Annotated in this window: 14 protein-coding genes and 2 pseudogenes; 6 read left to right on the top strand and 10 right to left on the bottom strand. The window is 64.3% G+C overall.

Translation table 11 applies throughout. The features are described from left to right. Window positions 1–131: pseudogene (locus Q3866_RS07055) on the top strand (glycine radical domain-containing protein); the annotation flags it as partial. 147 nt (window positions 132–278) lie between these two features. Here the strand turns inward: Q3866_RS07055 and Q3866_RS07050 are convergent. After that, window positions 279–1046: a transposase gene (locus tag Q3866_RS07050; RefSeq protein ID WP_301830669.1), complete on the bottom strand. Its 768-nt coding sequence runs from the start codon at window positions 1044–1046 to the stop codon at window positions 279–281. A gap of 186 nt (window positions 1047–1232) precedes the next feature. Then, window positions 1233–1703 carry a 23S rRNA (pseudouridine(1915)-N(3))-methyltransferase RlmH gene (gene rlmH, locus Q3866_RS07045; protein ID WP_301830668.1) on the bottom strand — a complete coding sequence of 157 codons (471 nt, stop codon included), beginning with the start codon at window positions 1701–1703 and terminating at the stop codon, window positions 1233–1235. Between the two features lie 107 nt (window positions 1704–1810). On the opposite strand from rlmH, the gene Q3866_RS07040 reads away from it, so the two are divergent. Then, complete coding sequence (locus Q3866_RS07040; protein WP_301830667.1) at window positions 1811–2104, top strand: hypothetical protein; 294 nt, start codon at window positions 1811–1813, stop codon at window positions 2102–2104. A 63-nt stretch (window positions 2105–2167) separates the two neighbouring features. Here Q3866_RS07040 and Q3866_RS07035 read toward each other — a convergent pair whose 3' ends face one another. Next, window positions 2168–2467, bottom strand: a complete 300-nt coding sequence (locus Q3866_RS07035) for a YhbY family RNA-binding protein (protein ID WP_293673156.1) — start codon at window positions 2465–2467, stop codon at window positions 2168–2170. 264 nt (window positions 2468–2731) lie between these two features. Then, a complete protein-coding gene (bsh, locus tag Q3866_RS07030; protein ID WP_301830666.1) occupies window positions 2732–3700 on the bottom strand; it encodes a choloylglycine hydrolase in 969 nt (322 codons plus the stop codon). Window positions 3701–3714: 14 nt separating this feature from the next. Between bsh and Q3866_RS07830 the strand changes: the two genes are divergently transcribed. Together Q3866_RS07830 and Q3866_RS07020 are read left to right on the top strand one after the other, a co-directional pair. Then, complete coding sequence (locus Q3866_RS07830; protein WP_367881382.1) at window positions 3715–4116, top strand: UTRA domain-containing protein; 402 nt, start codon at window positions 3715–3717, stop codon at window positions 4114–4116. 9 nt (window positions 4117–4125) lie between these two features. Next, window positions 4126–4842, top strand: coding sequence for a uracil-DNA glycosylase (locus Q3866_RS07020; protein ID WP_301830664.1), 717 nt, complete (start codon window positions 4126–4128; stop codon window positions 4840–4842). 33 nt (window positions 4843–4875) lie between these two features. Here Q3866_RS07020 and Q3866_RS07825 read toward each other — a convergent pair. From Q3866_RS07825 to Q3866_RS07000, 5 genes and pseudogenes are all read right to left on the bottom strand, one after another. Further along, window positions 4876–5073 (bottom strand): annotated as a pseudogene (locus Q3866_RS07825) (DUF1848 family protein); the annotation flags it as partial. A 69-nt stretch (window positions 5074–5142) separates the two neighbouring features. After that, window positions 5143–5931 carry an HAD hydrolase family protein gene (locus tag Q3866_RS07015; protein ID WP_301830663.1) on the bottom strand — a complete coding sequence of 263 codons (789 nt, stop codon included), beginning with the start codon at window positions 5929–5931 and terminating at the stop codon, window positions 5143–5145. A 92-nt stretch (window positions 5932–6023) separates the two neighbouring features. Then, window positions 6024–7637: a peptide chain release factor 3 gene (locus tag Q3866_RS07010; protein ID WP_301830662.1), complete on the bottom strand. Its 1614-nt coding sequence runs from the start codon at window positions 7635–7637 to the stop codon at window positions 6024–6026. A 105-nt stretch (window positions 7638–7742) separates the two neighbouring features. Then, window positions 7743–8255, bottom strand: a complete 513-nt coding sequence (locus tag Q3866_RS07005; RefSeq protein ID WP_301830661.1) for a nitroreductase family protein — start codon at window positions 8253–8255, stop codon at window positions 7743–7745. 119 nt (window positions 8256–8374) lie between these two features. Then, window positions 8375–8905, bottom strand: coding sequence for a TIGR00730 family Rossman fold protein (locus Q3866_RS07000; protein WP_301830660.1), 531 nt, complete (start codon window positions 8903–8905; stop codon window positions 8375–8377). A gap of 381 nt (window positions 8906–9286) precedes the next feature. Here Q3866_RS07000 and Q3866_RS06995 point away from each other — a divergent pair, with 381 nt between their 5' ends. Beyond that, window positions 9287–9889, top strand: coding sequence for a methyltransferase domain-containing protein (locus Q3866_RS06995; RefSeq protein WP_301830659.1), 603 nt, complete (start codon window positions 9287–9289; stop codon window positions 9887–9889). A 334-nt stretch (window positions 9890–10223) separates the two neighbouring features. On the opposite strand, the gene Q3866_RS06990 is transcribed toward Q3866_RS06995, so the two are convergent. Further along, window positions 10224–11123, bottom strand: a complete 900-nt coding sequence (locus Q3866_RS06990) for a LysR family transcriptional regulator (protein WP_301830658.1) — start codon at window positions 11121–11123, stop codon at window positions 10224–10226. 109 nt (window positions 11124–11232) lie between these two features. Between Q3866_RS06990 and Q3866_RS06985 the strand changes: the two genes are divergently transcribed. After that, the gene (locus tag Q3866_RS06985; RefSeq protein ID WP_301830657.1) at window positions 11233–11442 is read left to right on the top strand and encodes a hypothetical protein; all 210 of its coding nucleotides are present in this window, start codon (window positions 11233–11235) and stop codon (window positions 11440–11442) included. Window position 11443: the final 1 nt, after the last annotated feature.

The raw sequence follows: 11443 nt of genomic DNA, 5'->3' as shown, positions 1-11443 counted from the left end.
TGGAGCACCCCGAGAAGCCCGAGTACGCCAACTTCACCATCCGCGTCTCCGGCTATGCCGTGAAGTTCATCGACCTCACGCGCGAGCAGCAGCTCGACGTCATCGCCCGCACCTGCCACGACAGGATGTAGTCGGGACCGACACCACGACAGCCACTCGGCTGGTAGGACGCCCGCAGGTCACACGACCTGTGGGCGCCTTTTTTGTCTTGGGACACTTAAGCCCGTAGCCTTTCTGTCCCACTTTTCCTGCGGTTTGGGACACTTTAGCCCGTAGCCTTAGTGTCCCAATAGGCGGGCAACCGTGCTTTTAGACACTCCGGTCAACCTCTCGATCTGTCGAACAGAGAGACCGGCGGCACCGAGACGCGAAATTGATGCGTCTCTCTTGGCCCGCGGGAGGCTTGAGACGGCGCCGGGCTCAATACCGCCCAGCGCGGCCCTCGCAACGTCTAAGGCAATGGACGCCGGCATGGCCCTATGCCCGCTCCCAAATTCAGCGTCTTCCGTCGTGCACGCCTGGCTCCCGCCAAGATGAGCGTGGAATTCACGGAACCCCTCAGCTCCGCCAAACAGCTCCAGGAGCTCCGTAGCCGGAGTTCCGTCGTCCGCACAGTGGAGAAACTCGCCATAGCTAGACCAGGGATAGTCGCAGGATGTCGAGTAGCCCGCCTTCCAGGGGTTCTGATGGATGTAGCGGATAACGGCGGCAAGCTGGGCATCCGTCTCGATGGGAACGCTCTTGTATCTGCCCTGGAAGAGATGTCCCACGCGAGCGTGTCTCTTGTTGAAGTACATCGCATAAGATGAGCTTAGGAGCCGCATTGAGATTGCGATGTCGGCAAGCTCACCTGAGATGAGCAGATGAACGTGGTTGTCCATCAGACACCAAGCGATTAGGATCACGCCACTGTCCGCAGAGAATGATGCGCGCATCACGTCGATGTAGTGCCGCCTGTCCGCGTTGTCTTCAAATATGATTTGTTTTCCCGACCCACGGCTCATGACGTGATAGACGCCCGAGCGCGCACCCTTCCGCTTCCCCATGCCGTACCCCTCCCCTAAGTTTTAGCAGGAGAAGTTATCACAGGCCTTGCGCACAGAAACCCAGACTCGCGCTTTATTCGGTAGCCGCAGATGCAATATCGAGATGGGACAGAAAGACTACGGGCACATCTGTCCCAAACCGCAGGAAAAATGGGACAGAAAGGCTACGGGCTAATTTGTCCCAGACTACTTGTGGTAGGGCTCGCCGCGACTGATCTTGCAGGCGCGGTAGACCTGCTCGAGCAGGACCACGCGGGCGAGGTTGTGGGGCAGGGTGATGGGGCCAAACGAGAAGGTCTCGTTGGCACGGGCCCTCACCTCGGGCGACACGCCGTCGGACCCGCCGATGACAAACGTGAGGTCGCTCTTGCCGCGCAGGGCGAGGTCGTCGAGATGGGCCGAGAAGTCCTCGCTCGAGCGCTGCCTGCCGTCGATCGCGAGCAGAATCGCATGCGAGCGCGGCGCAATCGCGGCCAGTATTGCCTGACCCTCCTTGGCACGCGCCCCGTCAACGCCGCCGGCACGTGCCGGGTCGACGTCTGCCACCTCGCAGACCTTGATCTTGGCGTAGGCGCCCAGGCGCTTGACGTACTCGGCGCAGGCTTCCGTCCAGAAGCGCTCCTTGAGCTTGCCCACGCACACGACGGTGTAGTTCATGCGCCCCACCTTTCAAAGCAAGCGGCCCGCCATCATCGCCCAAGATGGCAAGGGCCGCCCAGCATACAGTAGACTCGAGACAGCAAACACGTACGAGAAGGACCACCGTGGGCAGCAAGAAGAGACAGGCGCGCAAGGCGCAGAGGGAGACCTTCGAGCAGTCGCTCGGCGACGAGCTCGGCAGCCTCTTTGCCCGCGAGGACGAGCGCCGCCGCCAGGCAGACGAGCAGCGCGAGCAGCAGCTGCGCCACAAGGCCTGCGAGCGCAAGAAGCGCTACCCCACGCAGAGAGACGCCAAGTTCGCCATACGCGACTGCGAGCGTCACGGCTCGCGCGACCTGCACTGCTATCGCTGCCCCTACTGCAACGGCTGGCACCTCACGCACAAACCAGCGAGGTAGCGGGTGCAGCAAGCCCCGATAACCCCGGCATTGCCACTCCCGCACGACACGGGCCGCGGCCCGCTAGACCAGCTTGATCTTCTCGATATCGTCGCGGGAGCTCTCGCGATAGAGCGAGAAGCGGCGGCCGATGACCTGCACGACCTCGGAGTGGGTGCGCGAGGCGAGCTGATCGGCAGCCTCGCGAACGGACAGGCCGGAGCTGTCAAGCACGGAACACTTGATGAGCTCGCGGGTCTCGAGAACGTCGTTTGTCTGATCAACGACGGCCGGGGCAACGCCCTGCTTGCCCACGGTGACGATGGGGTCGAGGTGGTGGGCCATGCTGCGGAGCTGGCGGATCTGGCGACCGGCAAGGGCCATGTGGTTCCTACTTTCCTTCACGCCCCGCATGCGCGGGGCATCCAAATAACCAGCTAACAATAGTGCATCATCGCGCCGGGCGAGAAGCGCGCCCGCACTCTCCCCCGCCAATACCCACAACCCGGGCCGACTCGCGCGTCATGGGTCCGGCGCAGACCTCGCGCGTCGGCTCGATCCGAAAAGCCGCCCGTGCAAAGAACAGGGCCGAGGCGGGCACGTCAACCGCACGCTCGCCTCGGCCCAAGATCGAGACTTAGGAGCCCGCTACCACTCCCTGCTGGGCTCGGGGCACACGAGCTTGTCGGCGGGAGCACCCGCGGCGTCGGACAGGCTCACGTGACGAATCGCGGGGTCATCGTAGGTGGTGTAGTAGTACGTGCCCGTCTTGGCCGAGAAGCAGCTGGTGTAGAGGGTCTTCTCGAAGTCGCCGTTGCCCATGCGAGCGGCACCCTCGACCATCGCCACGCCCTCGAGCGTGCGCAGCATGCGAATCACGTTGTCGCGCTCGCCGTCCTTCTCGGGATAGTTGGCGTTGAGGAAGGCCGCCTTGACGAATCGGGAGGGCGAGTAGCAGTCGCCCGGAATGCCACGCATGCCGGCACCGGCGCCGTAAGGAGCGAGCTTGGCACCGCGCCACGTGGCCTCTCCGGGGAAGTCGTTCGTGGCCGTAATGTAGCTGCGCAGGTTCTCGAGGTGCCACTCGAGCGAGGGCTGGTTGGCGAGCACGTCAACGGGGTCATCGAGCACATGCACGCCGTCCTCGCGCGCCTCGACCACGATGCTGCGGGAGGCATCGCCGATGATCCAGTGCAGGTACGAGACGCCCAGACCCTCACCCGCCGAGGCACCCACGATGGTCACGTCCCTCAACGCCGCCTCCGCCTCGTCCACGCTCGAGAAGCTCGCGGCAACCCACAGCGGGAACTCGTAGGCGCACACGTTGGTGCGGCCCTCCTCGGGAGCGTCGGCATAGGCCGCGTAGCCCGGGAAGTTGAGGCCCGCCACGGCCAGGCCCGCGTCGTTTCCGCAATCGAAGAACATGGGGTAGTTGAGATAGTCAACGCACATGCCAATGGCGGCATGGGCGGCCGGGGCATCATCAAGGAACTGGTAGCGGACCGGGAACCCCTTGGGCATGATGCGGACGCGCTCGCCGTAGCCGCAGCTCCAGTCGAGGTTGCGGCCAAAGTACATCTCGCCGTCCTTGCCGGTAAACCTAACACCCGTGCACATGGGCACTCCCTTCGTTGCGCGTTCGTGCCTGCCACCGATGCCACAAATCGCGTCGACGGCAGGCGCAGGCGCTCGTTGTACACAACGTTTCTACCCGCCCATGCGCCCGGGCATCGACGCTTCACCGAGTCCGCACACGGACGCGACGGGCCACGTGGCATACTTTGACCTACTCAAACGGAACTGAACGGCCACGCCGCTCACCGCACATCACGCACCATCGGAGCGCAAGCGCCCACCGCATCGTGCGCGCCGTGCTACCCACCATTGACGAGTGCGCCCGGCTTGGCGTCAGGGCGACCTCGCCCCTCCTCGAGCTCGAGCAGGTGGCGTACCTCGACGGCGGACGGCCCTTTGAGTACTCGGTCTCGCGCCACCCCAACGGCTACCAATTCCGCAGCATCGCAACGAGGTAGGACAAGCCCATGAACATGCCCGACGCCAGCAACGACTGGCTCGCCGAAGCCCCGCAAGACGTGCGCATCACCACCGAGCGCCTGCTCGCCGAGGTCGATGCCATGCGCGCCGAACAGGTCATCTACCCGCCGCAGGACGCCATCCTGCGCGCGCTTTCGCTCACCGCCCCCGCCAACGTGCGCGTCGTGATCTTGGGGCAGGACCCCTACCACGAGCAGGGCCAGGCCATGGGCCTTTCGTTCTCGGTGCAGCCGGGAACCAAGCTGCCGCCCAGCCTGCGCAACGTCTACAAGGAGATGGCCGCCGACCTGGGCTGCACGGCTCCCGCCTCGGGAGATCTTTCCTCGTGGGCGAGGCAGGGCGTGCTTCTGCTCAACACCACGCTCACGGTGGTCGAGCACAAGGCCAATGCGCACGCCAAGCTGGGATGGCGGACGCTCACCAATCACATCATCGAGCGCTGCTGCGAGCTGCCGCAGCCCGTGGTGTTCCTCGCCTGGGGTCGCTTTGCCCAGAACCTCGTCGAGGGGGCGCTCGCGCGCACTGGCGCAGGCGCCACCACGCACAAGTACTGCCTGGCAAGCACCCACCCCTCGCCCCTCTCGGCCACGCGCGCAGCAGGAGAGCTGCCCGCCTTCATGGGCTCGAGGCCCTTCTCGCGCGCCAATAAGCTGCTGGTAGACGCAGGCGCCAAGCCTATCGACTGGACAACCGCAGGCCAATAGCAGGCAAAAGGCAGCATGGCACAGGACGCCCGGCTCGGACTCGCGGCCACAGCCCGCGATCGTCACGAACCAGTACTGACCATACGGCTCGAACGCGCCCATGCGCCCCGGCATGGGCGCCGGGTTCTTGGTGCAAAAACCGATGAGGTCAACCACGTCGGGCGAGAGGTCGTAGCGGGTGACCTGCACGGGGTTGTAGGGATTGCGCACGAGCGCGTAGCCCTCGCAGATCCGCCGCTCGAGCTACTCCGGGTAGAACGCCGGGATGTCCGTGTGCATGCCCGCCTGGATGATCAAGGCCTAGCGCTCCACGGGCTCGAACAGACCCAGCCGCTCGCAGGCCCTGAAGATGCCGTCCTCGCCGGCGGGGGCCGTCACGAGGTCTGCCACGGCTTTGAGCTCGGGCGCCGCGTTGCCCATGGCCACGCCGGTCCACTCGCCGGTGAACATCGACAGGTCGTTGATACCATCGCCAAACACCACGACGTCCGCGGGTGCGCCGCCCTCGTGGGCCAGGATCTGCCTGATGCCATAGGCCTTGTCGGCCGGCTCCACGAAGATGTACTCCTTCTGGTAGCGACACCACGGAAGCGCGGGCAGCGTCTTGAGCCTGCGCTCGTCGGGCTCGTAGCAGGCGACGTTCACCTTGTAGATCTCTGGGTAGTCGCGAGGCTCGAGTCCCGGCACCACGCGCGTCTTCTGGTAGATGTCGCGCGTGAACTCCTCGAAGCGCCCGTCGGGCGTGAAGCGCGTGTCGGAGTTCTCGACCTGGATGCTCCAGGGATAGCCCTTCTCGCGACACTCGTCGACCAGCGCCACGCAGGCGTTGTGGTCGAGCGGGCGCACGCCCAGGAACTCGTCGTCGATGGTGACGCCGTAGCCGCCATCGCTCACCATGCTGTGAAAGCCCAGCTCATGCATGTAGTCGACGGCCAGCGCCTGAGCACGGCCCGTAGCGATGGCCAGGAAGTGACCGACCTCGCGCAGCCGCTCGAGCGCCTCGCGCGTGGAGTCGGGAACGCACTGATCGCCGGGCCTGCCAACGGCAAGCGTTCCGTCGATGTCAAAGAACAGGTACTTCTTGTCCATGGAAAGCGCCTCCCGCGAATCAGCCCTGAATCACTGATTCTACGAGAGGCGCTCGCACAAACCCGCATCAAACTATCGAAAACCAGCCAACGCTAGAACGTGACGTTGCCAAACTCGCTGAGCCTGAGCCCCTCGTTGTGCTCGATGGCAAAGTTGAGGTTCCACTCGCTCGTGAACAGCAGCAGCTTGCCGCCGCGCATGTCCTCGACGCGCATGGTGTCGCGCGTGAGCGACAGGGCGCGGACCTCCTTCTCGTCCATGTCGCCCTCGATCCAGCGAATCTCGGAGAAGGGCAGAGGCTGACGGTAGACCTCGACGTGGTACTCGCTCTTGAGGCGCTGCTCGAGCACCTCGAACTGTAGCACGCCCACGACGCCCACGACGACGCTCTCCATGCCGGCACCCAGCTCGCGGAAGATCTGGATGGCACCCTCCTGGGCAAGCTCCTCCATGCCCTTCACGAACTGCTTGCGCTTGAGGGTGTCGACCTGCGAGATGCGCGCGAAGTGCTCGGGGGCAAACGTAGGGATGCCCGCGAAGCGCACCGGCTGCTTGCCCGTGCAGACCGTGTCGCCAATCGAGAAGATGCCCGGGTCGAACAGGCCCACGATGTCGCCGGCATAGGCCTCGTCGACGATGGCGCGGTCGTCGGCCATCATCGAGGTGCCCGTCGCAAGCTTGAGGTTGCGCTCGCCCTGCACGTGGCGCGCCGTCATGCCGCGCTCGAACTTACCCGAGCAGATGCGCACGAAGGCGATGCGGTCGCGGTGGTTCTTGTCCATGTTGGCCTGGATCTTGAACACGAAACCCGAGAAGTCGTCACGGGTGGGCTCGACCGGCTCGCCCGAGATGACGTCGGTGTAGGAGCGCGGGGCAGGCGCCAGGCGCAGGAACTCCTTGAGGAAGGGCTCCACGCCAAAGTTGGTGAGCGCCGAGCCAAAGAACGCGGGCGAGAGCTTGCCGCAGGCAACCGCATCCAGGTCAAGCTCATCTCCGGCACCATCGAGCAGCTCGATGTCGTCCATCAGGTTGCGGTGGTTCTCCTCGCCAATGAGCTCGTCCATGGCCGGGTCTCCCAGCTCGCACTCGATCTCGGCGACCTTCTTGGAGGCGTTGGCGTGACCGTCGCCCTCGAAGGCGATGACGCGGCGGCTCTGGCGGTCGAACACGCCGCGGAAGTTGCGGCCGCTTCCGATGGGCCAGTTCATGGGGTAGGTGTTGATACCCAGGACGTTCTCGATCTCTTCCATGAGCTCGAAGGGGTCGCGCGCGTCGTGGTCGAGCTTGTTGACGAACGTGAAGATAGGGATGTGGCGCAGGGTGCAGACCTTGAAGAGCTTCTTGGTCTGGGCCTCGACGCCCTTGGCGCCGTCGATGACCATGACTGCGGCGTCGGCGGCCATAAGGGTACGGTAGGTATCCTCCGAGAAGTCCTGGTGGCCGGGGGTATCGAGGATGTTGACGCAGGCGCCGTTGTAGGTGAACTGCAGCACCGAGGAGGTAACGGAGATGCCGCGCTCCTTCTCGATGTCCATCCAGTCGGAGACCGCGTGCTTGGAGCTGCTCTTGCCCTTGACCGAGCCGGCCGTCTGGATGCTGCCGGTGTAGAGGAGGAGCTTCTCGGTAAGGGTGGTCTTGCCGGCGTCAGGGTGCGAGATGATCGCGAACGTGCGGCGGGATGAGATCTGGTCCGAAAGAGATGACATGCGGTTCCTTTGTTGCGCTTGCGCTGATGTGCCCCACGTATTGTAGCGGGTGGGGCGCACGGCACGTGTGCCAGGGGCGGTCGTGCGCCGCGTGCCCCACGTTTCCTACAGGTACGTGACGGTCTGGTCGAGGGGCTTGCGAGAGCCGTGGTTGGACAGCGGACCCGCGCCCTCGGCAACGTGGCCCAGGTCGAGCAGCATCAGGACCTCTTCGTTGGCAGGCAGGTCGAAGACCTGGGCGGCGCGGGTGGGGTCGAAGTTGTTGATCCAGCAGGAGTCGACGCCCCCGTTGGCCGCGGCGAGCGTGAGGTGCGTGGCCACGATCGTGGCGTCCTCGATGCCCGAGGTGCGCTCGCCGCCGGGATAGGTGAAGACGTCCTCGCGATCGAAGGCGACCATGAGAACCAGCGGGGCTCCGTAGCGGCAGGGCGTGAGCTCGTCGACCTTGGCAAGTGCCTCGGCAGAGCGCAGCACGTACACGTGCTGTTCCTGCAGGTTCTTGGCCGTGGGCGCCACGCGCCCAGCCTCGAGGATGTTTGCGAGCGCCTCATCGCTCACGGGCTCGCTTCCATAGCGCTTGCAGGCGTAGCGCTTGCGGATCACGTCGTTGAATTCCATGTGTGCTTCCCTTCTCGAAGTCAAAACGCGTTTGCGATCGCGGCGCGCTGGCGCTGGCGTTGGCGTTGGCGTTGGCGTTGGCGTTGGCGTTGGCGTTGGCCGAGCGTACTGCAGGTACGCTAGCCCAGCAGCTCCTTGAGCTCGTCGAGCGTCCGAACGAAGTGGATGCCCCGCTGGCGCTCGGTGGTCGAGAGGCCCATGCGAACCATCTTGGCGAGTAGCGCCTCGAGCTCATCATAGAAGCCGTTCAGGTTGTAGAGGACGCAGGGTGCCTCGATGTGTCGCAAGCACACGTTGCTGATGACCTCAGCGATTTCCTCGAGCGTGCCGGTGCCACCCGGGAAGGCGATGAAGGCGTCTCCGAGCTCGATCATCTTGGCGCGTCGCTCGGGGATGTCGCGCGTCACGATGAGGCGCGTGATGCCCTCATGCTGGAGGTCCGCCTCGATGAACTCCTGCGGCTCCACGCCCGTGACCTCGCCTCCTGCGGCGAGCACCGCGTCGGCCAGCTCGCCCATGAGGCCCGCGCGGGAGCCTCCGTAGACCAGGCTGTTACCGCTCTCACCAATCCAGGCGCCTAGCTCGCGCACCGCATCGGCGAGCGCGAGGTCGTTTCCGTGGCTTGCGCCCAGGTAGACCGTAACGTTCACTACGCCCTCCTTTTCGCCGTGGATAGGCACATGCCGCCCGCTTACAAAAGCGTTAGTTGCCCGTGCGGCACGGCCTGCTACGCTGGCTATGAGGCAAAACGCCTCGCGGCCAACTCATCCAAGGGGATGTCTTTTTGGTCATTGCTCGTTAGGGAACGGCGAATAGCAGCGCTCGAGGGCTCGTCCGCAGGCGGCCCGATGTTGTCATGCCGTTCCCTCCCGTCATTCTTACCCCCAAACCATGACAGGAAGAACAACGATGAGTAATGACTTCCCCAAGTCGAACGCCTTTGACGAATCCCTTGTTCGTGCCAAGATCATGGGCCCAACCCGCTCAAACTCTGCGAGGAGCTGCTTCGCGGCGCCACGCTCGCGCCCGGCATGATCGCGTGCGATCTGGGCAGCGGAACGGGCATCACGAGTGCCCTGCTCGCCCGCGAATATGGCCTCGACACCTACGCCGTCGACCTCTGGAGCGACCCCGAGGAGAATCGGACCTTCTTTCGCAAGCTTGGCATCGACGACACGACGATTCATCCCGCAAAGGCAGACGCCTCGCAGGGGCTCCCCTTTGCACCAGAGTTCTTTGAGTGCGTCGTGAGCATCGACTCGTACAACTACTACGGACGCGACCCGCACTACCTCGATGAGCGTCTGCTGCCCTATGTGCGTCGCGGCGGGACGCTCTACCTCGCAATTCCCGGCATGGTGCACGACTGCCACGACAATCTACCGGAATGCCTGCTTACATCCTGGACATCCGAGCAGCTGGAATACATGCACGATGCCAACTGGTGGCATGACATGCTAAGCCGCTCGCGTGGCGCCCAGATCGTCGGCATCCATGAGATGACATGCACGCGCGAGGCCTGGGCAGATTGGCTTGCCTGCGACAACGAGTACGCCGCAGGCGACCGTGCGGCCGTCGAGGCGGGCGCGCTTGACCATCTCAACACGCTCGCAATCGTGCTGCGCAAGCTGTAGCAGTTGTTTCCCGGGGTGCCACGGCCGAGCACGAGGCTGCGGCACCCCGCACGCGTGCGGCGAGGCGCTTCCGAATAGGTTCGGACCGCAGAAGCTGTCAGTGTAAACGTTTACGCGTGCGACCAGAAAGCCCCCGAGGGGCCTGGCGGCCGCCCTCGGGAGCGCCGACCGCCCCGGCTGGCGCCGAATATGGAGTTCAACACGCCCTCTAGCGCCAATGACACCCAAAATAATGAGCAATGCGATCGATTCATCGCACGCGTAAACGTTTACACTGCCAAAACCCCGCGGCCGAACCCCTCAGCACGCACACACACCACGCGCGGCAGCGTCCCTAGCCCTCGCACGCGACACGCAGACGACGCAGGAACTCCTCGCAGGTACGCGAGCGCAGCCGGTACTTCTTCCAGACCACGTACGAGCCAATCGTGACGGGCGGGTCGAGGGGAATGAACCGCAGGCTGTCATCATTGAGGTGAAACAGATGGTCGATGCTGGTTGCGCAGGCGCCACCGGCCTTAATGAGCCACGTTGCGTTACCGATGAGATCGTGCGAGCCCACGATGTTGAGATCCTCGCGCCGCAGAGCGCCACCCGACCACGCCTCGAAGTCGATGTCGCGATTGGTGGTCCTCGAACTCACGATAAGCGGCATGCGTGCCAGCACCTCGGGCGTCACCGCATCGAGACGCGCCCACTCGCTGTCCGACGCAACCACGACGCCGCTGCGGTCGCTCACCGGAAGACGAACCCACTCGTACTTCTCGAGCTTCACGGGCTCGAGAAGCAGGGCAAAGTCGAGCAGGCCACGCTCGAGCCGCTCCTCGACCGTGTCGGCATTGCCCGTAAATAACTCGCAGGTCACGTGCGGGTGCTCGCGGCGCATGGAGGCGAAAACTTCGGCAACCACGCTCATGGCCTGCGTCTCGCCCGCCCCGATGCGGATGTTGCCGGCGAGCTCGCCCCCGCGGTCCGTAATGTCGCGCTCGGTCTGGTCCACCAGCGACACGATTTCCTCGGCGCGCTGGCGCAGGCGCATGCCGTCCTCGGTGAGCACGGTCGCCCGGTTAGTGCGGTCGAACAGCGTGCAGCCAAGCTCTCGCTCGAGCTCGGCAATCTGGCGCGACAACGTGGGCTGCGTCACGTGGAGCACGTTGGCGGCCTCGGTCATGCTCTCCTCGCGGGCGACGGCCAAGAAGTAGCGAAGCGTCCTGAACTCCACGTCGATCCCCATTCATGCGCAATACGTATATCTACATAGCCGATATAGGCATTGTACATTCGCAAGCCTCGGCCACATAGTTGAACTCAAACATAGGCAGCGACGAGAACGGCAGCGAGAGATGGACGAGCGCACGAGGCAAAACCTGGCGGACGCGGGCTGCCCCAGCGTGCTGATTGACGAGTACTCGCAGCTCACGAGCCCAGAGGCCCGCATGCAGTGGTTACGCGCGTATCGCTGCGACCTGCTCGACGGCATCCACGGCGAGCAGCGCAAGCTCGACTGCCTCGACTACCTCATCTACTCGCTGCGAAACAGGGAAGAGGAGTAGC

The organism is uncultured Parolsenella sp. (assembly GCF_958346945.1).
Lineage (GTDB): Bacteria > Actinomycetota > Coriobacteriia > Coriobacteriales > Atopobiaceae > Parolsenella.
Note: the sequence above shows the minus strand (reverse complement) of the source record. Positions and strands in the feature narration are given on the sequence as shown.